Below are 25,225 nucleotides of genomic sequence, written 5' to 3'. Positions count from 1 at the left end.
CATGTGTGGAATTGTTGGCGCAGTCGCAGAACGTAATATCACCGCCATCCTGCTCGAAGGCCTGAAACGCCTGGAATACCGTGGCTATGACAGTGCCGGTGTAGCGGTCTACACCAATGACCAAAAGCTTGAGCGCCTGCGTCGCCCGGGCAAGGTCAGTGAATTGGAACTGGCGCTGGCCGAAGAATCGCTGGCCGGCCGCCTGGGTATCGCCCACACCCGCTGGGCCACTCACGGTGCGCCGAGCGAGCGCAACGCTCACCCGCATTTTTCCGGTGATCTGGCGGTGGTGCACAACGGCATCATCGAGAACCACGAAGCCCTGCGCGAGCAACTGAAAGCCTTGGGTTACGTGTTCACCTCGGACACCGACACCGAAGTCATTGCCCACCTGTTGGACCACAAACTCAAGGATCTGCCTGATCTGACCGTGGCCCTGAAGGCTACCGTCAAAGAGCTGCATGGTGCTTACGGTTTGGCGGTGATCAGCGCTCAGCAACCGGATCGTCTCGTTGCAGCCCGCAGCGGCAGCCCGCTGGTCATAGGCCTGGGCATGGGTGAAAACTTCCTGGCTTCCGATCAACTGGCCCTGCGCCAGGTCACTGACCGCTTCATGTACCTGGAAGAAGGCGATATCGCCGAAATTCGCAGCGACAGCGTGCAGATCTGGGACCTGAGCGGTCAAGTGGTCGAACGTGAGTCGGTGCAATACCGTGATGGTGCCGAAGCCGCCGACAAGGGCAAATTCCGCCACTTCATGCTCAAGGAAATTCACGAGCAACCGGCTGTGGTGCAACGTACCCTGGAAGGTCGCATCAGCCAGAATCAAGTGCTGGTGCAAGCGTTCGGTCCACAGGCTGCCGAACTGTTCGCCAAAGTGCGTAACGTGCAGATCGTCGCGTGCGGTACCAGTTACCACGCCGGCATGGTTGCCCGTTACTGGCTCGAAGAACTGGCCGGCATCCCGTGCCAGGTCGAAGTCGCCAGCGAATTCCGCTACCGCAAGGTAGTGGTGCAGGCCGACACGCTATTCGTGACCATCTCCCAGTCCGGTGAAACCGCCGACACCCTGGCCGCCCTGCGTAACGCCAAAGAGTTGGGCTACCTCGCGAGCCTGGCGATTTGCAACGTCGGCATCAGCTCGTTGGTGCGTGAATCCGACCTGACTTTGCTGACCCAGGCTGGTCGCGAAATCGGCGTAGCCTCAACCAAAGCCTTTACTACTCAATTGGTCGGTCTGCTGTTGCTGACCTTGTCCCTGGGCCAGGTTCAAGGCACGTTGGCCAAAGACGTCGAAGCCACATTGGTTGAAGAGCTGCGTCGCCTGCCAACCCGCCTCGGCGAAGCCCTGGCCATGGACAGCACCGTCGAAAAAGTCGCCGAGCTGTTCGCCGAGAAAAACCACACCTTGTTCCTCGGCCGTGGTGCGCAGTTCCCGGTGGCAATGGAAGGGGCGCTCAAGCTCAAGGAAATCTCCTACATCCACGCTGAAGCCTATCCGGCCGGCGAGCTGAAACACGGCCCGTTGGCGCTTGTGGATAACGACATGCCAGTGGTCACCGTGGCACCGAACAACGAGCTGCTGGAGAAGTTGAAATCCAACCTCCAGGAAGTCCGCGCCCGTGGCGGCGAGCTGATCGTCTTTGCAGACGAACAAGCTGGCATGACCAATGGCGAAGGCACTCATGTTGTGCAAATGCCGCACATCCACGACATCCTGTCGCCGATCCTCTACACCATTCCGCTGCAGTTACTCTCGTATTACGTTGCCGTGTTGAAAGGCACCGACGTTGACCAGCCGCGTAACCTGGCGAAGTCGGTGACGGTGGAATAAGTTATCCACAGGTGATGGAAACATTAAAAATCGCAGCCTACGGTTGCGATTTTTTTTATCTGAATTGAGGACACGCCCATGGACCGATTCCAGGAAATGCAGGTCTTCGCTGCCGTCGCCCAAGACCAAGGCTTCTCGGCGGCGGCGCGGCGTTTGGGCCTGTCGGCCGCCAGCGTGACTCGCGCGGTGGCGGCGCTGGAGAAACGCATCGGCACCTCGCTGCTGACGCGCACCACCCGCAGCGTGCATTTGAGCGAGGCGGGTCAGCGTTACCTGGAAGACTGTCGGAGGATTCTCGCCGAGGTGCAGGAAGCCGAGGACTCGGCGGCGGGCAGCCACACCCAGCCGCGTGGGCAATTGACGATTACTGCGCCGGTGTTGTTTGGTGAGCTGTTTGTCACGCCCGTGATGGTGAATTATCTGACGCAGTTTCCTGAAGTCAGCATCAATGGGTTGCTGGTCGATCGAGTGGTCAGCATGGTTGAGGAGGGCGTCGATGTCGCCGTGCGGATCGGTGAGTTGCCCGACAGTAATCAGCACGCGATTCGCGTGGGTGAGGTTCGGCGGGTGATTTGTGGCTCGCCGGAATTCCTGGCGGCCCATGGTCGACCTCGACATCCTCAGGATCTGGCTCAGGCGCCGGTTGTTGCGACGTCCTCTATCGGTCAGTCGAGAACCTGGCCGTTCCTCGAAGGGGAAGAGCCGCTGAGTGTTCGACCAGCGCCGCGCCTGGTGGTGACGGCCAATCAGGCGGCTATTACGGCGGCGTGCCTTGGCTTGGGGCTGACCCGGGTTCTGTCTTATCAGATCGCGAGTAAAGTCGCTTCCGGTGAGCTTGAAATCGTTCTGGCTGACTTCGAACTGCCGCCATTGCCTATCCATGTGGTTTATCAGGGCGGGCGCAAGGCCCCTGCGCGGATTCGCAGTTTTGTGGATTTTGCGGTGAGCGCGCTACGTGAGCACCCGTCCTTGCAGGCCTGATGGTTTATTTCACTGGGTGAAATAATGGATTGCGTAGGCTGGTTATTCTGTTGTTTTGGTTGCGGGTGGAAGATAGCCCCCCATCGGTGCTGAACACTGTTCAACAGCGCCACCACCCAGCGGAGTCGACCATGCAAGCGATCAAACTCTACAACTTCCCACGTTCCGGCCACGCTCACCGCGTAGAGCTGATGCTGTCCCTGCTGCATTTGCCCACCGAGCTGATATTTGTCGACCTGGCCAAGGGCGCGCACAAACAGCCGGATTTCCTCGCGCTCAATGCATTTGGCCAGGTTCCGGTCATCGATGATCAAGGCGTGGTGCTGGCCGATTCCAACGCGATTCTGGTTTATCTGGCGCAAAAATATGGCAACGGCCGTTGGCTGCCAAGCGATCCGGTCGGAGCGGCCAAGGTTCAGCGCTGGTTGTCGATTGCCGCTGGGCCGATTGCCTTTGGCCCGGCCAGAGCGAGGCTGATCACGGTGTTTGGGGCGGCTTACAACGCTGAAGAAGTGATCGCTTATTCCCACACCGTGCTCAAAGTGATCGATCAGGAACTGGCCGCAACGCCGTATCTGGCTGGCACCGAGCCAACTATTGCCGACGTTTCGGCCTACAGCTACATCGCCCATGCGCCAGAAGGCAACGTGTCCCTGGAGGATTACGCCAACATCCGCGCCTGGCTGACGCGAATCGAAGCCTTGCCAGGGTTTGTCGGCATGCCGCGCACCGTGGCCGGTCTGCAAAAAACTGCCTGATGCTTACGGCCCGACACTGTCGGGTCATTCACACTGCGCCGATGGCGCAGGGGAGAAGTCGTTGTGGACCGTTCACCCTGGCACGCCGGCGAGAAACAATTGCAGGCTCATGTGGGCATTGCCGAGCGAATGGAGGTGCTCGGTCGTAAGGTGATTCGCCGCGAGATGCCGGATCAGCACCGCACGTTCTATGAGCAACTGCCGTTCATGCTGTACGGCGCAGTGGATGCCGACGGTAATCCATGGGCCAGTATTCTTGAAGGGCCACCGGGTTTCGCTCACTCGCCAACGCCGGGTGCGCTGCAATTTAGCAGCCTGCCGGGGGTTGATGATCCTGCGCAATTGACGGAGGGCTCGGCGATCGGCCTGCTGGGGATCGAACTGCACACCCGTCGCCGCAATCGTCTCAACGGCCGAGTCGGTGCGATGACGGCGAGCGGCTTCGATGTGGCGGTTGAACAGTCCTTCGGCAATTGCCCGCAATACATTCAATTGCGGCAGTTTCGCTCGGTGCCGTTGGCGGATCCGTCGACTCGCATCGCGCACCACCTCAACGGGCTGGATGAAGCGGCCAAAACCCTGATCGCGGGGGCCGATACGTTCTTTGTCGCCAGTTATGTGGATGTTGATGGCCAACGCTCGGTGGACGTTTCTCACCGTGGCGGCCAGGCCGGTTTCGTACAGGTAGAAGGCAATCGCCTGACCATTCCGGATTTCGCCGGCAACCTGTTTTTCAACACCTTGGGCAACCTGCTGCTCAATCCCCGGGCCGGTTTGCTGTTTATCGACTTCAATTCGGGAGACCTGCTGCACCTCAGTGGCCGCACCGAAGTCATTCTTGAAGGCCCGCAGGTCGAGGCGTTTCAAGGGGCCGAGCGCTTGTGGACATTCGAGGTCGAACGCGTGGTTCGCAGGCCCGCCGCGCTTGCTCTGCGCTGGCGCTTCGACGGCGTGTCACCCACCAGTTTGCTTACCGGCACCTGGGCGCAGGCCAACGCCCGTCTGCAAGCCCAGGCCTTGGGCGATACCTGGCGGCCGCTACGAGTGACGCGCATCAAAGAGGAAAGCCACAACATCCGCTCGATCTATCTGGAGCCTGCCGATGGCGCGGGATTGCCAGTGTTTCAGGCCGGGCAACATTTGCCGCTGCGCTTCAACATTGCCGGCGAGGTGCATATCCGCACTTACAGTCTGTCGAGCGCGCCGTCCGATGATTTTTTCCGCATCAGTGTTAAGCGTGAAGGCTTGGTGTCCTCGCATCTGCATGAACAGGTGCGCGTCGGTGATCTGTTGGAGGCCCGTGCGCCTCAAGGGCATTTCACCGTGGCACCCAATGAGCGTCGGCCGCTGGTGTTGCTGGCCGCAGGTGTCGGCATCACGCCGCTGCTGTCGATGCTGCGTGAGGTGGTTTACCAAGGCCTGCGCACCCGCCGCATCCGACCCACCTGGTTTTTCCAGAGTTCGCGCACGTTGGCCGATCAAGTGTTTCGTCCTGAGCTGGATCGCTTGCTCGATGACGCAGGTGATGCGGTCAGGGTGCTGCGTCTGGTGAGTCAGCCGGAAGCCGGGGCCTTGGAGGGTGAGGATTTCGACCTGACTGGGCGGATCGACACTGCGCTGCTCAAGACCCTCCTTGAAGTGGAGGACTACGATCAGCTGGATTTTGTCCTCTGCGGTCCGGGCAGTTTTACCCAAGGGCTGTACGACGGCCTGCGGGAACTGGACATCCGTGATGCAAGGATTCACGCCGAAACCTTCGGCCCCTCGACCTTGCGCCGGGTGCCGGACCCCGACGCGGTGGTCATCGAGCAACCACCCGCTGCTACCACCTCGGTGCCGGTGGTGTTTCAGCGCTCGGCTAAGGAGGCCCGCTGGCAACCGGACGGCGGCAGTTTGCTGGAGTTGGCGGAAAGCCGTGGATTGCGCCCGGAATTCAGCTGCCGTGGTGGTTCCTGCGGGACCTGCAAGACCCGGCTGATCAGCGGCCAGGTGAATTATCCACAGCCGCCGGCCGAAGTGCCGGATGACGGACACGTGCTGATTTGTTGTGCGATTCCGGCGCAGGGGTCGCAACCTTTGGTATTGGATATTTGATAATTCAACACCGGTGATCATTGCCCGCAAGCCACTGGCTAAGTAGGGTAGCGAGCAGAGCGAAAAAGGGCCTTGAGAGGCCTTTCCTGCATTTCAGGGATAAGGCATTTGATGGTTTTTTTCATTCGCATGATCGGCTTGCTGGCGATGATGGCATTGCTCAACGGTTGCGAACGACAGGATGCGCCACCGCTCGATCAGCAACTCTACATCTGGCAACGGCAATGGACACCGGCCCACGAAGCGGCGCTGAGGGACAGCCGCGCTGACTTTTCCACGTTGCGGGTGCTGGCCTTGCAGGCATTCCCCGAGGCGGGTTGGAGCCGGGCGCGGATTGACCTGGCGCTGCTTAAACGTGACGGTCGGCCGCTGATCGCGGTGATTCGTCTTGATGGCCAGCTCAAGTCGCTGGATCGGGACGCAGTCACCGCGCAAATCCAGCAAGTGCTCGGCGATTGGCAAGGGCAGGGGCTGAATCTATCCGGCGTGGAAATCGACCACGATGCCGGTAATGCTCGGCTACCGGCCTACCGTGAATTTCTTACGCATCTGCGCGCAATATTGCCGGCCTCCATTCCGCTGAGCATCACCGCATTGCCGGCCTGGCTCGACAGTCCCGAGTTGCCGACATTGTTATCCACAGTCGACAGCAGCGTGTTGCAAGTGCACGCGGTGAGCGATCCGCGTCGTGGCTTGTTCGACGCGGATCAGGCTCGACAATGGACCAAGGCCTGGAGCCGCATCACCTCCAAACCTTTCTATCTGGCGCTGCCGGCCTACGGTGTGGCGTTGTTGCCGGGTGGCGGTGCGCCGGTAGTGGAAAGCGAAGTGCCGATCGAACGGGGCGGCAAGCGCCGGGAATTGCTCGCCGATCCGCAGCAACTGAGCCGGCTCGGGACCGAATTACGCAACGATCCACCCACTCATCTGGCGGGCCTGATCTGGTTTCGTTTGCCGCTGGCCAGCGACCGCCGGGCCTGGAGCCTGACGACCCTGGGGGCAGTGGCGCGGGGCGATGCCCTCGACAGTCGACTGGCGTTGAAACTCTCGGGGCAGAACGACCTCTATGACATCAGCCTCAGCAATCAAGGCAACCTCGACAGCGCCTGGCCCGAACGCCTGACACTCGCGGTACAAGGTTGTGACGGTGCTGATGCGCTGGCCGGTTATGCATTGCAACAACGTCCGGATCTGCTTACCTTCACCCGCCTGCGCGAGGGTCGAATACCGGCCGGCGGGCAGCGCGCCATGGGTTGGGCTCGTTGCGCACATATTGATCAAGGAGGTTCGAATGTTGACCCGTAACTGGCCCCGCCATCTGCTTTGCCTGAGCCTCAGCCTGCCGCTGGGTTCGGCGCTGGCCTGCGGGCCGGATTTCCCGATGCGTCTGCTGGACAACCGCGGCCAGTCGCTGGCGGAGCTGCCGGAAGGCAACTTCAGATTTGAAATCAGTCGTCTCGGGCATGCGGTCGCCGGGCTGAAGAACGTCACCGAAACCGTCTATAACATGGAGGCGCCCGACTACGCAGAACAGCGGGATAAGGCTGAGCAATCCGGTTTGACGGCTGAGCAGCAAACGCTGGTGAAACAGTTACGCAGCCTGACCGATGCGCATGAGGTCGAGAGTCAGGGCGCGAGCCTGCCGGCTGAGCTCACGCTTTATCTGGCCGGCGCGGTGGCATTCAATGCCGGTGATCATGGGCTGGCAGCCGAGTACTTCCAAAAGGTGCTGGCATTGCCGGCGGATCAACGGGCGTTGCGCAGCACCTGGGCGGCTTATTCGTCAGGTCGGGCGCTGTTTGCCATGAGCGCGGAAGCGGACGCCGGTCCCGACCTGTTGGCTCAGTCTCGAAAGGCCTTCGAGCAGACCCGTCAACTGAGCATCGACGGCTTCAGTGACCCTCTGGAACTGGGTGTCGCCAGCCTCGGCGAAGAGGCCCGCGTCGCCCGCACGGCCGGCGACTGGAACCGCGCCATCGAACTCTACGCCACGCAAAACCTGCAGGGTTCGGCGGTGGGTTACACCTCGCTGAAACTGTTGGTCGCTGATCTGGCGGCGCTGCCGGAGGATCAACTGGCGGTGTTGCTCAAGGGCAAACCGGTACAGCAACTGGTGACGGCCTCGTTGATCAGCCGACTGGGCTGGTCATTCGGTGATCAACCGCCGAACGAATTGAAACTGATCAAACTGCTGCAAAACAGCACCCGCGGCAGCCTCGATAACGCTGATCGCCTGGCCGCGGTGAATTATCAACAGGGTGACTACGACAGCGCCAAGGCGTTCCTCGAACACGCCGGTGATGGCGGACTGGCGTGGTGGCTGCGGGCCAAACTGGCCGTGCGCGATGGCGATAAAAACGCGGCTGCCGCGGCGTATGCCAAGGCTGCCCAGGCCTTCCCGCAGAATGAGTCGTGGGGTGAGCGGCGCACGCCAGACTGGGACTTCGAAACGCTTCAACCCAAGTGCCGGGTCGAGGGTGAAAGCGCGATCCTGGCGTTGCAACGCGGGGATTATCTGCAAGCGTTCGATCAACTTTATCGCAGTAAAGATATCTACTGGTTCGACGCCGCCACGGTCGCCGAGCGGGTGTTGACCGTCGATGAGCTCAAGCAATACGTCGACACTCAAGTGCCGGCGCCGCCCCCTCTGACTCAGCAAGATCGCGATAACTACGTGCAGTTGCCGGTGGCGGCGAAACTGCGCAATTTGCTCGGGCGACGCTTGCTGCGCGAAGAGCGGTACGACGAGGCTCCGGCGTACTTCGAGAACGTCGAGTTGCAACACAAGGCCACGTGGTACGGGCAGTGGCGCCACGAAGCCGAATCCAAATGGTGGCCGACCAAACGGGCATTCGCTTACTACTATGCCGCGACACTGGCGCGTTTCGACGGAATGGAGTTGTTGGGCTACGAGATGTCCCCGGATTACGCGACCTTCGGTGGCAATTACAGCCTCGAAAGCAGCGAACTCAAGGTCGGTTCATTAGTGGCTGAAGGTGAAGTCAAGCGCCAGCAGGCAAGCGCAGCCCAGCCCGATCAGCGCTACCACTATCGTTTTGTCGCCACCGCATTAGCCAGTCGCGCAGCGGACAATTTGCCGCATACCAGTGATGCCTTTGCGGCAGTGCTGTGTAATGCGGCGGGGTGGAACAGCAGTCTTGAAGAAGAAAGCGCCTTCTACCAACGCTATGTCAAAGAAGGGCCGTACGTGTATTGGGCAGTGAACTTCGGTCACCATTGTCCCTACCCTGATTTCCAGAACGCTGACAAACGTTATGTAACCCAGGCATTGGACCCTGTTCGCTCGGTCTTGCGACCTTACAAGAAATGGCTGCAAGCGGGCGGCGTTGTTGTGTTTACAGCGGTAGCGCTGGTGCTGATCAATCGCCGCAAGCGCAAGGCGCTGGCGTAATCAGGCTTGTTGCACAAAGGTCAGCCGCACGGCGAAGCCGATCAACAAGCTGCCAAACAGCCATTGCTGCAGGCGCTGGGCTGAAGGACTGCGTTGCAGCCAACGGCCCAGCGCTGCTCCGGTCAGTGCGTAGGCGCTGTCGAACAGCAAGCCGACACCGACCAGCACAATTCCGAGGGTCGCAAATTGCGCGAGCACTGGCCCGGCATGTGGATCGATGAACTGCGGCAGCAGCACCGAGCAGAACAGTAACGCTTTGGGGTTGAGCAGGTTGGTCAGCAAACCGCGCTGGATCGCTGCGCGCCAGCGAGGTTTCTCGGTGGTGGCGTCTGCTCCGTTCAAACTCGGCAGCATTGTGGTTCGCAGGCATTGAATGCCGATCCACAGTAGATAGGCGGCCCCGGCCAGGCGTACCACGTCGAACGTCCAGGGCGCAGCCTTGAACAGTGCCGCCAACCCCAGCGCTGCCAACGCCACATGGCAACCACGGGCAACGCCCAGACCCACCGCAGTCGCCAGCGCCGCGCCTTTGCCCTGACGAGCGCCGGTCTGCAACAACAGGATCATGTCCGGGCCCGGCAACAGATAGACCACCGCCAGCGCCATGAAAAACACCCAGAGTCCTGCCACGTTGCACCCCATTCGTTGTCGATTCGGTACGGCCAGTCTAGGGCTGAAGGGCGGGGCAGGTGGTTGCGTAGTTCGCTTCTAAAATGCTTCCGGTTGGCATAACCTGCCACTCAATTGCAGGTAAACCATCAGGATCTGCCAAACCATGAAACTCGACGCCTACGACCGCAAGATTCTCGCCGCCCTGCAACGGGACGGTCGCCTGAGTAATGTGCAACTGGCTGACGAGATCGGCCTGTCCGCCTCGCCTTGTTTGCGCCGGGTTCGGATGCTCGAAGAAGCCGGGGTGATACGCGGTTACCAGGCCAATCTGGATCGCGACGAAGTGGGGCTTGGGTTGACGGTGTTTGTCGGGGTCAAGGTCGAACGGCACAACGACGAACAGGCCGAATCCTTTCGCCTGGCCGTGACCGCGTTGCCCGAGGTGATTTCGGCCTTTCTGGTGTCAGGGGAATCGGATTTTCTGCTGCAAGTGGTGGTGCCGGACCTGCGCGCCTATGACCGTTTCCTCACGGGGCGGTTGCTGAAATTGCCGGGCGTGAGCGACATCCGCAGCAACTTTGCGATTCATACGGTGAAGACCCCGGGGGCGTTGCCGCTGGAGCATTTACCGGGCTGAGACCGAGTCGACCCAATCGCGAGCAGGCTCGCTCCCACATTTGATCTGTGGCGTTCACAAAACCAATGTGGGAGTGAGCCTGCTCGCGATAGCGGTAGACTCGCCACCGCCAACCTCCGGGCTTACATCTGCGTCGCCATCCCCTCCACATTCATCGCCGCCTGGCGCAAGGCCTCGGAGCGGGTCGGGTGTGGATGGCAGGTCAGGGCAATGTCTTCGGCAGAGGCGCTGAACTCCATGGCCACGCAGTACTCGCCAATCATTTCACTGACGCTCGGCCCCACAAGGTGTACGCCGAGAATCTCGTCGGTGCGCTCATCGGCCAGCACTTTGGCGAAGCCTTCGGTTTCGTGATTGATCTTTGCCCGGCTGTTGGCGGTGAAGGGAAACTTGCCGACCTTGTAGGCGCGGCCTTCGGCCTTGAGCTGCTCTTCGGTCTTGCCGACGCTGGCCAGTTCGGGTTTAGTGTAGATCACGTTGGGGATCAGGTCATAGTTGACCTCGGCTGCCTTGCCGACAATCTGCTCGATGCAGACCATGGCCTCGTCTTCGGCCTTGTGGGCGAGCATCGGCCCGGACGTGACGTCGCCAATCACCCAGACACCAGCCGCTTCAGTGCGATGGCCCTTGTTGGCGAGCATGCCGCGTTTGTCCGTGGCGAGGCCGACGTTCTCCAGCCCCAGGCCTTGGGTGTAAGGTCGGCGGCCGATGGATACCAGCACATAATCCGCTTCAATCGTTTCGGCCGTGCCACCGGCGGCGGGTTCGACGCTGAGTTGAACGCCAGTCGCGGAGGTTGTGGCGCGGGTGACTTTGGAACTCAATTTGAAGTTGATGCCCTGTTTACTCAACGAACGTTGCAAAGTCTTGCCTGTTTCACCATCCACACCGGGGCAGATCCGGTCGAGAAACTCGATCACCGTCACCTGAGCGCCCAAGCGCCGCCACACCGAGCCCAGCTCCAGACCGATCACTCCGGCGCCGATCACCACCAGATGCTTGGGCACTTCAGTCAGTGACAGTGCGCCCGTCGAATCGAGGATGCGTTTGTTGTCGATGTCCACACCGGGCAGGGGAGTGGGCTCGGAACCGGTGGCTATGATGATGTTCTTGGTGTTCAGTTCGGTCTTTTCGCCCTGGCTGTCGGTCACTGTCACTTTGCCGGGCCCGTCGATGTGGCCCCAGCCCTTGATCCAATGGACTTTGTTTTTTCGAAACAGAAACTCGATGCCCTTGGTCAACCCGGCAACGCTTTCATCCTTTTGTTTCATCATTTGCGCGAGGTTGAGTGTGGGTTTGACTTCAATCCCCAGGTTGGCGAATTCCGCGCCCATGGCGGCGTCGTAGAGTTCGGAGGCGTGCAGCAGCGCTTTTGATGGCATGCAACCGACGTTCAGGCAGGTGCCGCCGAGCGTGGCGCGTCCTTCGACGCAAACCGCTCTGAGGCCCAACTGACCGGCGCGGATCGCCGCGTTATAACCACCGGGGCCTCCGCCCAGAATCACGACGTCATAAATGCTCATGGTGTACTCCTGGAGTGAATCGGATCGGAATGGGTAAACGTAGTCTTTGGGTAAAATTACGAACGTAATATGTGCGTTCCGCAGCATTTCGGTCAAGGCTTCAGCCAAGCGACAGGTTGAGCGCCTTTAGATACAGCATTCAAGAACGGAAATTTCACGGTTTTCGTTATATCGTAACGAAATGTGATGTGAGCAACGATAAACACTGGGGTGGTATGCAAGTCGATCTCGATGTCGATGGGACGCAAGTAGCCGGGCTGCCGCGTTTCCAGCAGGCGGTTTTTCAAGGGCGACGATTGCGTCAGTTCGCAATCGGTCTGGGCGCTCTGGCGGCGACAGGTTGGTTGTTGGCGTTTTTTGTCGGGCTGTTTGCGCCACAGTCACTCTGGCCTGCGTTGCTGGTCAATCAGAGTGCCGGGTTGCTGGTGCTGGTCGCCGGTTTGCAATCGGCCTGGTGGGTGACGCAGTGGCGCGCGCGGGCGTTGCACCCGGTCGTGCAGGTCGTCGTTGCTGAGGAAGTCGTTGCCCCGGTGGGCTGGTACGAACGGCTGCTGGATCGGCTCAGCCAGCGATGGCTGCGAATGTTGGTGCAGATCGGCGCTCCGACACTGTGGCTTGCAGGTTGGTCGCTGCTGACGTTATTGAGCATCGAACAAATCTGGAACCTTGCACTGACGCCAACCGCACTGGGATTGTCGGCCAGTGTCGGTGCGGCGCTGTCCTTGTTGCTGGCCTTCGGTTTGCTGGTGCTGGAGCGACAACTGGCGCAGGAAAACGTCGCGCAATGGCCCGAAGCAGCGTCGTTGGCGCAGCTGACTCGGGTGGCGATCATTTGTCTGGTGCTCAGCGCTTTGTGCCTGTTGCTGGGTGGCGAAACTTCGGTCTGGCCGGTGCGTCTGGCGGTACTGATGGGTTTGCTGCCAGGGTTGGTCGCCGCTGAGCTGCTGTTGCGCGCCTTGCTGTCGTTGTTCAGTCCGCAGCGCGAACAACTCGAACCTGCCTTGCTGGCGCGCAGCTTCGTCGCCGACATGCTGCGCTGGCCGCCGCAACCGTTGTTGGCGTTGCAGCACGAATTGCACAACCGCTTCGGCATCGACCTGCGGCAGATCTGGGCCTTCACTTACATGCGTCGGGCATTTTTTCCGGTGCTGATGGTGGTGGCAATTGTCGGTTGGTCACTCACCGGCATTCACGAAATACCGCTGCAAGGGCGGGGCATCTACGAGCGATTCGGCAAACCGGTGGAGGTGTTCGGTCCCGGTTTGCACGCAGGTTTGCCTTGGCCTCTGGGTCGAGTGTTGAGCGTCGAGAACGGTGTGGTCCACGAGTTGGCCACCAGTGTTGGCGACACACCGGCGCCGCTCGTGGCCGAACCCGCCGAGGGCCCGGCGCCCGCGATTGCCAATCGCTTGTGGGACGCGAGCCATGTGAACGACAAATCCCAAGTCATTGCCAGCAGTCGAGCCGACAAGCAGAGCTTCCAGATCGTCAACATGGACGTGCGTTTCGTCTATCGCATCGGTCTGAGCGATCAAGCGGCGTTGGCCGCGACTTATAACAGCGCGGATGTCCCGACACTGATCCGCAGCACCGCCAGCCGGATTCTGGTCCACGATTTCGCCTCGCGCACCCTCGACGGTTTGCTCGGTAAAGACAGGGTAGGGCTCGCCGAAGAGATTGGTCGGGCGGTACAGGCTGACCTGCAGAAACTCGACAGCGGCGTGGAAATTCTCGCCACCGTGGTCGAGGCGATTCATCCGCCGGCCGGTGCCGCCAATGCTTATCACGGCGTCCAGGCTGCGCAGATTGGCGCCCAGGCATTGATTTCCCGCGAGCGTGGGGCGGCGGCGGAAGCCACCAACCAGGCGCAATTGCAGGCCAGCATCGCTCGCGATCAAGCGACGGCCAGCGCTCGTGAAATCAACGCCACCGCCCAAGCGGCTGACTTGATGTTCAGCGCCGAGCAAAAGGCCTACGCCAGTGTCGGCCAGGCCTTCGTGCTGGAGCAGTACTTCAGCCAACTGTCTCAGGGCTTGGCCAATGCCAGGTTGCTGGTGCTCGATCATCGTCTGGGCGGCAGCAGTAATGCGCCGACCATCGATCTCCGTACATTCACGCTGCCGGCTGACCCTGCGCCGGCGCGTAAAACCGCTCAGCCAGGAGCTGCCAATTGAGCCAGTCGCACACTCACGATCACGATGACCACACTGGCCACGATCACGGCCATGGCGGGCATCACCACGGCCATCACCACCATGGTGATCCCCAGGAAGCGGGCCCGTTCCCATGGCGGCGAATGGGCTGGGCAGCGTTGCTGGTAGCGTTCGCCATCGCGGCGGCCAGCCTGGTACAGGTGCGTTCCGGGGAGGCCACGGTGATCACGCGTTTCGGTAATCCTTCGCGGGTATTGCTGGAACCAGGTCTTGGCTGGCGTTGGCCTGCTCCTTTTGAAGCGGCGATTCCTGTCGATCTGCGACTGCGCACGACTTCGAGTGGTTTACAGGATGTGGGTACGCGGGATGGTTTGCGGATCATCGTTCAGGCTTACGTGGCCTGGCAGGTTCAGGGCGATCCGGACAACGTGCAACGCTTCATGCGTGCCGTACAGAATCAGCCGGACGAAGCCGCACGGCAGATTCGTACGTTTGTTGGCTCTGCTCTTGAAACCACGGCCAGCAGTTTTGACTTGGCTAACCTGGTGAACACCGACGCCAACCAAGTACACATCGCTGATTTTGAAGCGCAACTGCGTCAGCAAATCGATCAGCAGCTGCTCACCACTTACGGCGTGCGGGTGCTGCAAGTCGGCATCGAGCGTCTGACCTTGCCATCGGTAACCCTCACCGCTACGGTCGATCGCATGCGTGCCGAGCGTGAAACAATCGCCACCGAACGCACGGCCATCGGTAAGCGCGAAGCGGCGCAAATCCGTTCTGCCGCCGAGCGTGATGCACGAATCGTACAAGCCGATGCGACCGTGAAAGCTGCCGATATCGAAGCTCAATCGCGCGTCGAAGCCGCGCAAATTTACGGTCGCGCCTACGCCGGATCGCCACAGCTCTACAACCTGCTGCGCTCCCTCGACACACTAGGCACCATCGTCACGCCCGGCACAAAGCTGATTCTGCGCACCGACGCCGCGCCGTTCCGGGTGTTGGTTGACGGTCCGCCGACCCTCGATAACAAGGCCGGGTCGCAGCCATGAAATTAGTTCCACGTGGAACAAACGAGTTAAGCAGCCCCTGGATTCAGGCGGGGCGATTGGCTTTTTTGGCCCTATACGCCGTGACAGTGCTAGCCGCTTTGGTGTGGGCATTCTCCAATGTGCGACAGATCGATCCGCAAAATCGCGCGGTGGTGTTGCACTTTGGCGCGCTGGATCGTATCCAGAATGCTGGCCTGTTATTGGCTTGGCCCCGCCCGTTTGAGCAGGTGATTTTGTTGCCTGCGGCGGATCGGGTGATTGAGCGACGAGTGGAAAATCTGCTGCGCACCGATGCGGCGTTGCAGGCAGATCGAGCGGCGAGTTTCGCCACACCGATCAGCGATGCACTCGCCGGCTCCGGTTATTTGCTCACCGGTGACGCGGGCGTGGTGCAACTGGATGTGCGGGTTTTCTACAAAGTCACCGAGCCCTATGCCTTCGTCCTTCAAGGCGAACATGTGTTGCCGGCATTGGATCGATTGGTGACTCGCAGTGCGGTGACCCTCACTGCCGCACGAGATCTGGACACTATTCTGGTCGCTCGACCGGAGCTGATCGGCGCCGATAGTCAGGCTGCTGAACGCCGCGAACGGTTGCGCGGTGATCTGGTGCAAGCCATCAATCAGCGCCTGGCTGACCTGACCGCGACCGGACAGGGATTAGGAATAGAGGTGACGCGAGTCGACGTGCAATCGAGTCTGCCCGGGCCAGCGGTCAACGCCTTCAACGCTGTTCTGACCGCCAGTCAACAAGCCGACAAAGCCGTGGCCAACGCTCGTACTGAAGCCGAGAAACTGACTCAGACGGCCAACGAACAAGCCGATCGCACGCTGCAAGTCGCTCACGCCCAAGCGAGCGAACGGCTGGCCAAAGCCTCGGCTGACACGGCCACGGTGTTGAGCCTGGCCAAGGCGCAGCAACAGGGCACCGACCCGCAAATGCTGCTGCGCATCTACCGTGAGCGGATGCCGAAGATTCTCGGTCAGGCCGGTTCGGTGACCACGGTCAATCCGAAAGACGATTCCCGCCTGATCATTCAGGGAGCTGCACAATGACCACCCAAACCGCCGCCGCACCGAGCATGTTGTCCTCGGCTGAACAACGCAGCGCCGCCCGCCAATTGACCCTGGCCATGCTCGCATTGGGCCTGCTCGCGCTCGGCCTGACCTGGCGCTGGTTGTCGCCGGAGCAGACGGGCGTCAGTCAATTGCTGCTAGGGTTTGCTTCGTTATTGGTGGCCGTGCCCGTGATGCGTTCAGCCTGGTACAGCCTGCGTTATCCGAGCCTGCACGGGATCACCGATCAATTGATTGCCCTGGCCATGCTCGGGGCGTGGGCTACGGGTGATCTGCTGACCGCGGCGTTGCTGCCGATCATCATGATCTTCGGTCACGTGCTGGAAGAGCGCAGCGTGATCGGTTCCCAGGAGGCGATTCGCGCCCTCGGCAAACTGACGCGCAGCCACGCGCGCAAAGTTCAGGCCGACGGCGCTATCGTCGAAGTCGATAACGGCACACTCAAGGCCGGTGATCTCGTCGAGGTGCGCGCGGGTGATCGAGTGCCGGCGGATGGTCGGGTGTTGTCCGGTCAGGCGAGCCTGGACACGGCTTCGATAACTGGCGAATCGGTGCCGATGGAGGCGGGCATCGGCATGCAAGTTTTTGGCGGCGCGATCAACCTCGATGGTCTGCTGCGCATCGAGGTGACCCGCACCGGCAATGAGTCGACCCTCGGCAAAGTCATTGCGCTGATGCAAAGCGCCGAGCGTTCCAAACCGCCGATCACGCGGTTACTGGAACGCTACGCCGGCAGCTACATGGTGCTGGTGTTGCTGCTGGCCGCCGTGACTTGGTTCATCACTAACGATGCCCAGGCCATGCTCGCGGTGTTGGTGGCGGCCTGTCCTTGCGCGCTGGTGTTGTCCGCGCCGGCCACGGCGATTGCCGGGGTGGCCGTGGCCGCTCGTCACGGGATTCTGATTCGCAGCTCCGCGTTCCTCGAAGAGTTGGCAGACCTGACTTCGCTGGTGGTCGACAAGACCGGAACCCTGACCTTTGGCACCTTGCGTTTGCAATCCATCGACAGCCCGCTCGAAGATCGCAGCCACGTCCTTAAACTCGCTGCCAGCCTCGGTTCTGCCAGCAGTCATCCAGTCAGTCGCGCGCTCGCCGGGTTGGTCACCCAGGAACATTTTCTGCAGCTCTGCGACATCCACGAGCGTCAGGGGCTGGGCGTGGTGGCGATGACGGAGCAGGGCGAGGCGGCGCTCGGTCGTCCGGAGTTGTTCGCGCAGTTGGGTATCGCCACTTCAAGTGTCCCCGACCACGATGGCCCGATTGCCGGGCTGGCGCTCAACGGTGAATTCCTCGCTTGGCTGTTGCTGGCCGACAGCGTCAAACCCGAGGCTCGATTTGCCTTGAGCGAGCTACGTGAATTGGGATTGGGCCGGCAGTTGCTGCTGACAGGTGATCGGCAAAGCGTCGCACACACATTGGCGCGAGATGTCGGGATCAGCGACGTTGAAGCTCAAGCGTTGCCTGAGGACAAACTCAATCGCGTGCTAAAGGAAATCGGCAGTGGCTTCCGGCCGATGGTCGTGGGAGACGGGATCAACGATTCGCTGGCGCTCAAGGCCGGTGTGGTCGGCGTGGCCATGGGCGCGGGCGGGGCGGATATCGCGCTGGCTTCGTCCGACATCGTCTTGATTGGCAGCGACCTGCGTCGACTCGGTACGTGTGTGCGCTTGAGTCGCCAATGCCGGCACACGTTGCAGGTTAACGTGATCATCGGTCTGGGCTGGACGCTGGCGATTGTAGCCTTCGCCGCCTTCGGTTGGCTTGGCGCTGCGGGCGCGATGATTGCTGCACTGTTGCACAACTTCAGCACGTTGCTGGTGTTGGGAAACGCCGGGCGTTTACTGCGTTTTCAGGAACCATTGCTCAAGCTTGAGGATGAGGATTGAGTACGTCGGGTAAATGCTCTAAACAGCGCGATCGCGGTCGATTTCAAGTTTTCAGAACTGTATGACGAATTCGTAGTCATCTACGTGAGGGCAATCACTTTTGTGAATTCGCGACGGTGGGTTCGAGCGTTACGAATCATAGAAAAGGGCGATCAATTCGATAGCCAGCTATTTTTCAAGGATGGTCTACCCTCACATCAGACGTCTGAAACTAGAGGGACTATCCATGCTCGCGCACCTTCCTCCGGCCTTACAGAATCTGCAGTTGCCGCTACGCCTGCGACTCTGGGACGGCCATGAATTCAACCTGGGGCCGACGCCCAGCGTCACTATTGTGGTCAAGGACCCACAAATGGTTACCCAGTTCACTCACCCAAGCCTGGACGCGCTCGGAGCGGCGTTTGTCGAAGGTAAACTTGAGCTGGAAGGCTCCATCAGCGACGTGATCCGCGTCTGCGATGAATGGAGCCAGGCGTTGGTGAGCGAGGACGACGACAGTCAGCCGATGCGCACCGTTCACGACAAGGAAACCGACGCCAAGGCGATTTCCTACCACTACGACCTTTCCAACGCGTTTTATCAGCTGTGGCTCGACAGTGACATGGCGTATTCCTGCGCCTATTTCGAGACCGGTAGCGAAACGCTGGAGCAAGCCCAGCAAGCCAAATTCCGCCACCTGTGCCGCAAGCTGCGGCTGCAACCAGGGGAATACCTGCTGGATGTCGGTTGCGGTTGGGGCGGACTGGCACGCTATGCGGCCCGGGAGTTTGGCGCGAAGGTGTTCGGGATCACACTCAGTAAAGCGCAACTGGAACTTGCCCGTGAACGGGTGACCGCCGAAGGCCTGGACGATCTGGTCGAACTGCAACTGCTCGACTACCGTGACCTGCCGCAGGACGGTCGCTTCGACAAAGTGGTCAGTGTCGGTATGTTCGAACACGTCGGCCACGCCAATCTGGCCGAGTACTGCAAGACCTTGTTCGGTGCGGTGAAGGAGGGTGGCCTGGTGATGAACCACGGGATCACCGCCAAACACACCGACGGCCGTCCGGTGGGGCGCGGTGCCGGCGAATTCATCGAGAAATATGTGTTCCCCAATGGCGAGCTGCCGCACCTGTCGATGATCTCTGCCGAGATCAGCGAAGCAGGGCTGGAGATTGTCGACGTCGAGAGCCTGCGCCTGCACTACGCGCGTACGCTGGACCATTGGAGTGAACGCCTGGAAGACAATCTGGAAGCGGCTTCCAGGCTGGTGCCAGAGCAGGCCTTACGGATCTGGCGGCTGTACCTGGCGGGGTGCGCTTACGCGTTCGCCAAGGGCTGGATCAATCTGCACCAGATTCTCGCGGTGAAAGCTCACCCCGATGGCAGCCATGAACTGCCATGGACGCGCGACGATATCTACAACCCTTAAAGTATCGGTGAAATAAGCCGGGCGACCCGCATGCCGACCTGTTGCAGGCGGCGGGTCTCCCGGCTTTCTTCTTTGGCGATCTCGTGAGCCTGTGCAAAGTCATCGTTGAGCATCTGTTCTACTTCGGCGGCAAACGCGCTGTCGACCGTCAACAACATCACTTCAAAATTCAGCCGGAACGAGCGGTTGTCCAGATTGGCGCTGCCAATGGCGCTGATTTCGCTGTCGATCAACACCACTTTCTGATGCAGAAACCCCGGCTCGTAGCGGAACACCCGCACGCCGGCGCGTACCGCTTCGAAGGCGTACAGGCTGGACGCTGCGTAGACGATGCGGTGATCGGGCCGTGAAGGCAGGAGCAATCGCACATCAACACCGCGCAGTACCGCCAGCCGCAACGCTGCGAATACCGCTTCGTCAGGGATGAAATAAGGACTGGTGATCCACACCCGTTCGGTTGCCGCATGGATGGCTTCGACGAAGAACAACGAGCAGGTTTCGTAGGAATCTGCCGGGCCGCTCGCCAGCAATTGGCAGAGCACGCCGTCGTCCGGGTAAACGTCCGGCAGGATCAGCGGCGGCAATGAGCGGGCGGCCCAAAACCAGTCTTCAGCGAAAGATTCCTGCATGCAGGCCACCACCGGTCCGCGTACTTGCACATGGGTATCGCGCCACGGGGCGAGGGGTGGTTTCTCGCCCATGTACTCGTCGCCGACGTTGTGCCCACCGACGAAACCCAGCACACCATCGACCACCACAATCTTGCGGTGGTTGCGGAAGTTGACCTGGAAGCGGTTGAGCCAGCCGCTGCGGGTGGCAAAGGCTTTGACCTCGACGCCGGCATCGCGCAGTGGCTGCACGTAACTGTGAGGCAGGGAGTGGCTACCGATGCGGTCGTACAATAAATAAACCGCCACGCCTTCGGCGGCTTTCTTCAGCAGCAAGGTTTGCAGGCGTTGACCGAGGCGATCGTGGTGGATGATGAAAAACTGAATCAGCACCGCTTCCTTCGCGTTGCTGATGGCTTCAAATATGGCGTTGAAGGTGGCTTGGCCGTCGATCAGCAAACGCACTTCGTTGTTCGCCAGGCACGGCATGCGCCCCAGTTTAGGCATGGCCCTCAAGGACGCGTAAGCATTGGAGGCGCGAGCGGTCAGCGCCTCTTCTACCCAAGGGCGCCAGTTGAGCTCGGAGATCGCCTTGCGCATTTCTTCGTTGGCCTGGCGCCGAGCGTTGATGTAACCATCGAAGGTGCTGCTACCGAAGACCAGGTAGGGGATGAGCGTGAGGTAGGGAATAAACAGCAACGACAGGGCCCAGGCGATCGATCCCTGGGCGGTCCGGACGGTGAGCACGGCGTGGATGGCTGCGATCAGGCCCAGCGTGTGAAGCAGTGCAATCATGTAGCCGAAAATATGCGGTCCAAAGTAATCCATGGGGCAGCCTTGCTCCTGAAGATTCAATGCTTAACAGACCATGTTCCGTGCAGAATGTCGCTATTTAATTGGCCCATGAACCGAAGCCACTGGCTGACGTCTAACGGCCACTAATGATCAGGAGTTACTCGATGAACGTTCGTCTGCTGGGTTTGGCCATGGCTATTGGTTTGTCACTTCCTGTGGCCGCTCAGGCGCAGATGTTGCAGCCCGGTTTGTGGGAAATGACCACAAGCAACATGAAGGTCGATGACCAGAATCTCCCGGATTTGCAGCTGATCCTTGGCCAGATACAGAGCCAGATGACCCCTCAACAGCGAGCGCAGCTCGAAAAGCAGGGCATCACCATGGGCGGCAAAGGGATTCGGGCTTGTCTGACGCCTGAGCAGGTGAAGACAGACAATATTCCGCTGACCGATCCACAGTCGGGCTGCAAGCAGGAAATCACCGACCGTACCGGGAATCAGTGGAAATTCCGCTTCAGCTGTCCGAAAGCGCAGGGCGCCGGGGTCGCCACTTTCCTCAGTGATCGTGAGTTCACCACCAAGGTTAACGGCACGTTCAATGCTACCGGTATTCAGCAGAAGGGTAGCCTCGAAAGCCGCGCTGTGTGGTTGGGGCAGGATTGCGGGACCGTCAAACCGAGAGCTTAAAAACTCGTCAGCAGGCCCGCGCCCTACACGTCCGTGTGGGAGCGGGCCTGATTCAACCACTCACACACCGTCTCAACGCTCATCCTGCCGAAATCCTCCCCAGTGCGGCTGCGCACACTGACAAACCCGCCTTCTTTTTCTTTCTCCCCGATCACCAGCAGATACGGCACATGCTGACTGTGCTCGCGAATTTTTTGGCGGACTTTCTCGTGACGCAGATCCGCACGGGCGCGCACGCCACTTCTGCGCAATGCCTCGGTGACCGACTGCGCGTAATCCGCCTGACGTTGGTCCATGCTGACGATCATGACGTGTGGCGGCGTCCGCCAGTTATCAAGCTCTTGTTGGCAGGACCAGCACGTACCGTAAATCCGTTGCGGCAACGTACTGCTGACGTGATCGAGGGTGAACGCTTGCAGCACTCTGGTCGCGGGGACATGCGGGCCGGCGGTTGTAGATTCGACGTTCCCCAGGCGGTACAGCGGCGTCTTTCCTTGACGGCGAATCGAGTGATTGGTCGCCGCCAGCGTCTGCATGCGGGCTTCGATCAGTGGCAAGTCTGTCTGCGTTAAGGGTTGCTCGGCAGAAAACTCATGAAAGAACCCGTCGCCCAGCGCCGTTCCTGAGTGCAATTGCACCTGTGGATGGAGTTGTTTAACGGCCATGGCCAGCATCAGTACACAGGAGCGTCGCAGGATCTCCAGTCCATCGGGCTCTTGAGGCGTGACGATGCTGACCCGGGCATCGGCTTCGATCATGAACTCACAGTCCACCAGGATGCCGTCCACTCGGCCGGCCACCGCCGCTTTTGCCAGTCCGGGTCCGATACTCGCGGCGAGCTCGTACACCGACAGTGGCTGGTCGTATTCACGCAATGAACCATCGCTCAGGGTGATGTGAATCATGTCGGTGCTCCCGAGTGCTAGCGCATAAATCGTAGTGGTAAACCCTGACAGTCGTCATTAAGACGTTTGCGGTGCCAGGCAATTTGCCCCGACACGATGGTGGTGCTGACGCTGTGGCGAAAACGCTGACGGGCAAAAGGTGTCCAGCCGCATTGAGACAGGATCGGCTGCTGGGAAACGGCGACGCCGCCGGGTTCGGGTTTGATCATAACGAGGTCAGCCCAATAACCTTCGCGCAAATAACCGCGGTCGGGAATGGCGAACAGATCAGCGACCCGGTGACTGGTTTTTGCGACGAGCGTAGTGATCGGCAACACTTCATCTGCGACCAGTTCCAGCAACGCGGGCAGGGCGTGCTGTACCAACGGCAAGCCGGATGGCGCTTGGCTATACGGCCGCTGTTTTTCAGCCCAAGTGTGAGGCGCATGATCGCTGCCGATCACGTCGAGCCGATCGCTCAGCAATGCTTCGCGCAAGGCATCGCGGTCCGCCTGGGTTTTGATCGCCGGGTTGCACTTGATCAGGTTGCCGAGGCTCGGGTAATCCCGGTCATCGAACAGCAAGTGGTGCAGGCAGACTTCGGCGGTGATGCGTTTCTGGGCGAGTGGCTTGTCTTCGAACAACGCCAGTTCGCGGGCGGTGGTCAGGTGCAGAACATGCAGTCGGGTGCGGTGACGCCTGGCCAGTTCCACAGCCATTGAGGAGGAGCGAAAGCAGGCCTCGGCGTTGCGGATCAGCGGGTGAGCCGCCGCTGGAAGGTGCTCGCCGAACAACTCACGCAGGTTCGCTGCGTTGGCGTTGATGCTGGGTGTGTGTTCGCAGTGGGCCAACAAAAGGGTCGGCACCTCGGCGAATAGCCGCTCGAGAATCCTCGGGTCATCCACCAGCATGTTGCCGGTTGAAGCGCCCATGAACACTTTGACTCCAGCAACTTCGCAGGGATTCAGCGCGGCGACAGTGTCGAGATTGTCGTTGCTCACGCCGAAATGAAAGCCGTAATTGGCGACGGAGTCAGTTGCCGCTCGGCGCTTTTTGTCGGCCAGTGCGCTGAGGGTCAGGGTCGCCGGATTAGTGTTGGGCATGTCCATGAAGCTGGTGATGCCACCGGCCACCGCCGCCCGGGATTCGGTGTAGACGCTGCCTTTGTCTGGCGAGCCTGGATCGCGGAAGTGCACTTGGTCGTCGATCATTCCGGGCAGCAGCCACTGCCCTTGTGCATCGATTTCCACGTCGGCATTTTCACCGTGGATGCTGCTGGCGATCTTCACGATTCTCCCGTTGCTCACCAACAGATCACCATCAAACTCACGGCCTTCATTCACCAGCCGGGCATTGCGAATCAGCACGCTGCTCATGGTCAGAACTCGTTCTGCAGGGCTTTGTAGCCGCGCACCAGGTCGACGTTGGTGCGCGCCACGTCTTCGGAAAACTCCGAGGCGCTGACGCTCACCGGTGGGAACTGCGACAGATCAGTCTTCGGGCCGATGCGGGTGGTGGAGGGCACATAGAAGTCTTCAGGCAGGTCGCGACCGTCGACTACCGAGTTGTGGCGCACCACGCAGCCGTCACCGACGACGCAGTTGAACAGCACGCTGTTGAACCCGATGAACACCCGATCGCCAACCTTGCACGGACCATGAACGATCGAGCGGTGGGCGATGGAACTGAACTCGCCGATGGTCACTGCCGCCCCGGACTTGGAGTGGATCACCACGCCATCCTGGATGTTCGAGTTGGCGCCGATGGTGATCGGCTCCATCTCGCCCGAGGCATCCACTTCGTCGGCCCGAATCACCGCGTAGGGACCGACGAAGACGTTCTCGCCGATCACCACTTTGCCGCAGATGATGGCGGTTTTATCCACGTAGGCAGACTCCGCGATCACCGGCAAATCACCGGAAGGATTCTTCCGGATCATGGCTTGCTCAACGCGTTGTACAGGGTGTTGAGGTTGTACTCGAACAACCCGACAAAGGTGCTGGCCGGCCCGTTAGCCGCAAGGGCATCGGAGTACAACGTGCCACCGATGTGCGCGCCGCTTTCATCGGCAATCTGCTTGAGCAGACGTGCATCCTTGATGTTTTCCATGAACACCGCTTTGACCTTGGCCTGGCGAATCTGGGTGATCAATGCAGCGACTTCGGCGGCTGACGGTTCGCGTTCAGTGGACAGTCCTTGAGGGGCCATGAAGTCGATGCCGTAAGCCTGACCGAGGTAACCGAAGGCGTCATGGGACGTCACGATTTTGCGATTGCCCGGTGGCAGCGAACCGAGTTTTGCCTTGGCTTCGGCAAGCAACGCATAGATCTGTTTCAGGTAGGCCTGACTGTTGCGTTCGTAGTCGGCTTTGTTCGTCGGGTCGGTGGCGATCAGCGCCTTGGTGATGTTGCTGATGTACAGCTCAGCGTTCGCCAGATTGTGCCAAGCGTGCGGGTCAGGAACGCTCTCGCCATCTTCATTCAGGGAGCGCGGGATGACGCCGTGGCTCGCGCTGATCACTGGCGCTTTGGTCTCGGTGCTGGTTACCAGGCGGTCCAGCCATGGCTCGAAACCCAAGCCGTTTTTGATGATGAGTTTGGCTTTGAGCAACGCCTTGGCGTCGTCCGGGGTCGGCTCGTACGTGTGAGCATCGGCGTCCGGGCCGACCATGTTGGTGATCTGGATATGGTCGCCGCCAACTTGATGGGTCATGTCGGCGAGGATGCTGAAACTGGTGATTACCTGAAGTTTTTCCGCAGCAGACAGCGACATCGACAGCAGCAAACTGAACAGCACGAGTAAAGCGCGCATCGGGTAACA

Annotated in this window: 20 protein-coding genes; 13 read left to right on the top strand and 7 right to left on the bottom strand. The window is 60.3% G+C overall.

Features of this window, described 5'->3' with window-relative positions:
- Position 1: 1 nt before the first annotated feature.
- The 6 genes from glmS (at position 2) to KGB03_RS13000 (ending at position 9,079) form a co-directional block, all read left to right on the top strand.
- Positions 2 to 1,834 carry a glutamine--fructose-6-phosphate transaminase (isomerizing) gene (gene glmS, locus KGB03_RS13025; RefSeq protein WP_218538467.1) on the top strand — a complete coding sequence of 611 codons (1,833 nt, stop codon included), beginning with the start codon at positions 2 to 4 and terminating at the stop codon, positions 1,832 to 1,834.
- Positions 1,835 to 1,912: 78 nt separating this feature from the next.
- On the top strand, positions 1,913 to 2,815 hold the full coding sequence (locus KGB03_RS13020) for a LysR family transcriptional regulator (protein ID WP_223527231.1): 903 nt from the start codon (positions 1,913 to 1,915) through the stop codon (positions 2,813 to 2,815).
- Between the two features lie 131 nt (positions 2,816 to 2,946).
- The gene (locus tag KGB03_RS13015) at positions 2,947 to 3,573 is read left to right on the top strand and encodes a glutathione S-transferase family protein (RefSeq protein WP_223527230.1); all 627 of its coding nucleotides are present in this window, start codon (positions 2,947 to 2,949) and stop codon (positions 3,571 to 3,573) included.
- A 63-nt stretch (positions 3,574 to 3,636) separates the two neighbouring features.
- Entirely contained in the window at positions 3,637 to 5,667 is a 2,031-nt protein-coding gene (locus KGB03_RS13010; protein ID WP_223527229.1) for a pyridoxamine 5'-phosphate oxidase family protein, read from the top strand.
- 111 nt (positions 5,668 to 5,778) lie between these two features.
- Positions 5,779 to 6,972, top strand: a complete 1,194-nt coding sequence (locus KGB03_RS13005) for a DUF3142 domain-containing protein (RefSeq protein ID WP_223527228.1) — start codon at positions 5,779 to 5,781, stop codon at positions 6,970 to 6,972.
- Positions 6,959 to 9,079, top strand: a complete 2,121-nt coding sequence (locus KGB03_RS13000; protein ID WP_223527227.1) for a hypothetical protein — start codon at positions 6,959 to 6,961, stop codon at positions 9,077 to 9,079. Before KGB03_RS13005 ends, KGB03_RS13000 begins: the two co-directional genes overlap by 14 nt.
- On the opposite strand, the gene KGB03_RS12995 is transcribed toward KGB03_RS13000, so the two are convergent.
- A complete protein-coding gene (locus KGB03_RS12995) occupies positions 9,080 to 9,709 on the bottom strand; it encodes a LysE family translocator (protein ID WP_150113547.1) in 630 nt (209 codons plus the stop codon).
- 145 nt (positions 9,710 to 9,854) lie between these two features.
- Between KGB03_RS12995 and KGB03_RS12990 the strand changes: the two genes are divergently transcribed.
- Positions 9,855 to 10,328 (top strand): Lrp/AsnC family transcriptional regulator, encoded by a 474-nt coding sequence (locus KGB03_RS12990; protein WP_008155731.1) that lies wholly within the window; start codon positions 9,855 to 9,857, stop codon positions 10,326 to 10,328.
- 122 nt (positions 10,329 to 10,450) lie between these two features.
- Here the strand turns inward: KGB03_RS12990 and lpdA are convergent, their stop codons facing one another.
- Positions 10,451 to 11,851, bottom strand: coding sequence for a dihydrolipoyl dehydrogenase (gene lpdA / locus KGB03_RS12985; protein ID WP_223527226.1), 1,401 nt, complete (start codon positions 11,849 to 11,851; stop codon positions 10,451 to 10,453).
- A 215-nt stretch (positions 11,852 to 12,066) separates the two neighbouring features.
- Between lpdA and hflK (KGB03_RS12980) the strand changes: the two genes are divergently transcribed.
- The 5 genes from hflK (KGB03_RS12980) to cfaB all read left to right on the top strand — a co-directional run bounded on the left by hflK (KGB03_RS12980) (position 12,067) and on the right by cfaB (position 19,432).
- Positions 12,067 to 14,025, top strand: coding sequence for a protease modulator HflK (gene hflK / locus KGB03_RS12980; protein ID WP_223527266.1), 1,959 nt, complete (start codon positions 12,067 to 12,069; stop codon positions 14,023 to 14,025).
- On the top strand, positions 14,022 to 15,056 hold the full coding sequence (hflC, locus tag KGB03_RS12975) for a protease modulator HflC (RefSeq protein ID WP_008156702.1): 1,035 nt from the start codon (positions 14,022 to 14,024) through the stop codon (positions 15,054 to 15,056). Before hflK (KGB03_RS12980) ends, hflC begins: the two co-directional genes overlap by 4 nt.
- Entirely contained in the window at positions 15,053 to 16,111 is a 1,059-nt protein-coding gene (gene hflK, locus KGB03_RS12970; protein ID WP_008156700.1) for a protease modulator HflK, read from the top strand. The genes hflC and hflK (KGB03_RS12970) overlap by 4 nt, the downstream gene beginning before the upstream one ends.
- The gene (locus tag KGB03_RS12965) at positions 16,108 to 18,018 is read left to right on the top strand and encodes a cation-translocating P-type ATPase (protein ID WP_223527225.1); all 1,911 of its coding nucleotides are present in this window, start codon (positions 16,108 to 16,110) and stop codon (positions 18,016 to 18,018) included. The genes hflK (KGB03_RS12970) and KGB03_RS12965 overlap by 4 nt, the downstream gene beginning before the upstream one ends.
- A 226-nt stretch (positions 18,019 to 18,244) precedes the next feature.
- Positions 18,245 to 19,432, top strand: coding sequence for a C17 cyclopropane fatty acid synthase CfaB (gene cfaB, locus KGB03_RS12960; RefSeq protein ID WP_218536534.1), 1,188 nt, complete (start codon positions 18,245 to 18,247; stop codon positions 19,430 to 19,432).
- Here the strand turns inward: cfaB and cls are convergent.
- Positions 19,429 to 20,868: a cardiolipin synthase gene (gene cls, locus KGB03_RS12955; protein ID WP_223527224.1), complete on the bottom strand. Its 1,440-nt coding sequence runs from the start codon at positions 20,866 to 20,868 to the stop codon at positions 19,429 to 19,431. The two genes, cfaB and cls, sit on opposite strands and share 4 nt — an antisense overlap.
- Before the next feature lie 131 nt (positions 20,869 to 20,999).
- Here cls and KGB03_RS12950 point away from each other — a divergent pair, with 131 nt between their 5' ends.
- A complete protein-coding gene (locus tag KGB03_RS12950) occupies positions 21,000 to 21,521 on the top strand; it encodes a DUF3617 domain-containing protein (protein WP_008156692.1) in 522 nt (173 codons plus the stop codon).
- Positions 21,522 to 21,544: 23 nt separating this feature from the next.
- On the opposite strand, the gene KGB03_RS12945 is transcribed toward KGB03_RS12950, so the two are convergent.
- Genes KGB03_RS12945 through KGB03_RS12930 form a run of 4 tightly spaced genes read right to left on the bottom strand, consistent with a single transcriptional unit; the run spans position 21,545 to position 25,216 of the window.
- Positions 21,545 to 22,426 (bottom strand): His/Gly/Thr/Pro-type tRNA ligase C-terminal domain-containing protein, encoded by an 882-nt coding sequence (locus KGB03_RS12945; RefSeq protein ID WP_218536535.1) that lies wholly within the window; start codon positions 22,424 to 22,426, stop codon positions 21,545 to 21,547.
- A 17-nt stretch (positions 22,427 to 22,443) separates the two neighbouring features.
- Positions 22,444 to 23,781, bottom strand: coding sequence for a dihydroorotase (locus KGB03_RS12940; protein ID WP_223527223.1), 1,338 nt, complete (start codon positions 23,779 to 23,781; stop codon positions 22,444 to 22,446).
- Positions 23,782 to 23,783: 2 nt separating this feature from the next.
- The gene (locus tag KGB03_RS12935) at positions 23,784 to 24,344 is read right to left on the bottom strand and encodes a DapH/DapD/GlmU-related protein (protein ID WP_046044954.1); all 561 of its coding nucleotides are present in this window, start codon (positions 24,342 to 24,344) and stop codon (positions 23,784 to 23,786) included.
- Positions 24,341 to 25,216 (bottom strand): metal ABC transporter substrate-binding protein, encoded by an 876-nt coding sequence (locus KGB03_RS12930; protein ID WP_218536537.1) that lies wholly within the window; start codon positions 25,214 to 25,216, stop codon positions 24,341 to 24,343. Before KGB03_RS12930 ends, KGB03_RS12935 begins: the two co-directional genes overlap by 4 nt.
- Positions 25,217 to 25,225 lie beyond the last annotated feature (9 nt).

It is taken from the genome of Pseudomonas sp. BF-B-26, assembly GCF_019956495.1.
Taxonomy (GTDB): domain Bacteria; phylum Pseudomonadota; class Gammaproteobacteria; order Pseudomonadales; family Pseudomonadaceae; genus Aquipseudomonas.
This window is presented reverse-complemented; position numbering and strand designations above follow the sequence as displayed.

Excerpts from the sequence above, each read along its gene's own strand:
- glmS (WP_218538467.1), top strand. The coding sequence starts at position 2 with ATGTGTGGAATTGTTGGCGCAGTCGCAGAACGTAATATCACCGCCATC.
- KGB03_RS13020 (WP_223527231.1), top strand. The coding sequence starts at position 1,913 with ATGGACCGATTCCAGGAAATGCAGGTCTTCGCTGCCGTCGCCCAAGAC.
- KGB03_RS13015 (WP_223527230.1), top strand. The coding sequence starts at position 2,947 with ATGCAAGCGATCAAACTCTACAACTTCCCACGTTCCGGCCACGCTCAC.
- KGB03_RS13005 (WP_223527228.1), top strand. The coding sequence starts at position 5,779 with ATGGTTTTTTTCATTCGCATGATCGGCTTGCTGGCGATGATGGCATTG.
- KGB03_RS13000 (WP_223527227.1), top strand. The coding sequence starts at position 6,959 with ATGTTGACCCGTAACTGGCCCCGCCATCTGCTTTGCCTGAGCCTCAGC.
- KGB03_RS12990 (WP_008155731.1), top strand. The coding sequence starts at position 9,855 with ATGAAACTCGACGCCTACGACCGCAAGATTCTCGCCGCCCTGCAACGG.
- lpdA (WP_223527226.1), bottom strand. The coding sequence starts at position 11,851 with ATGAGCATTTATGACGTCGTGATTCTGGGCGGAGGCCCCGGTGGTTAT.
- hflK (WP_223527266.1), top strand. The coding sequence starts at position 12,067 with ATGCAAGTCGATCTCGATGTCGATGGGACGCAAGTAGCCGGGCTGCCG.
- hflK (WP_008156700.1), top strand. The coding sequence starts at position 15,053 with ATGAAATTAGTTCCACGTGGAACAAACGAGTTAAGCAGCCCCTGGATT.
- KGB03_RS12965 (WP_223527225.1), top strand. The coding sequence starts at position 16,108 with ATGACCACCCAAACCGCCGCCGCACCGAGCATGTTGTCCTCGGCTGAA.
- cfaB (WP_218536534.1), top strand. The coding sequence starts at position 18,245 with ATGCTCGCGCACCTTCCTCCGGCCTTACAGAATCTGCAGTTGCCGCTA.
- cls (WP_223527224.1), bottom strand. The coding sequence starts at position 20,868 with ATGGATTACTTTGGACCGCATATTTTCGGCTACATGATTGCACTGCTT.
- KGB03_RS12950 (WP_008156692.1), top strand. The coding sequence starts at position 21,000 with ATGAACGTTCGTCTGCTGGGTTTGGCCATGGCTATTGGTTTGTCACTT.
- KGB03_RS12945 (WP_218536535.1), bottom strand. The coding sequence starts at position 22,426 with ATGATTCACATCACCCTGAGCGATGGTTCATTGCGTGAATACGACCAG.
- KGB03_RS12940 (WP_223527223.1), bottom strand. The coding sequence starts at position 23,781 with ATGAGCAGCGTGCTGATTCGCAATGCCCGGCTGGTGAATGAAGGCCGT.
- KGB03_RS12935 (WP_046044954.1), bottom strand. The coding sequence starts at position 24,344 with ATGATCCGGAAGAATCCTTCCGGTGATTTGCCGGTGATCGCGGAGTCT.
- KGB03_RS12930 (WP_218536537.1), bottom strand. The coding sequence starts at position 25,216 with ATGCGCGCTTTACTCGTGCTGTTCAGTTTGCTGCTGTCGATGTCGCTG.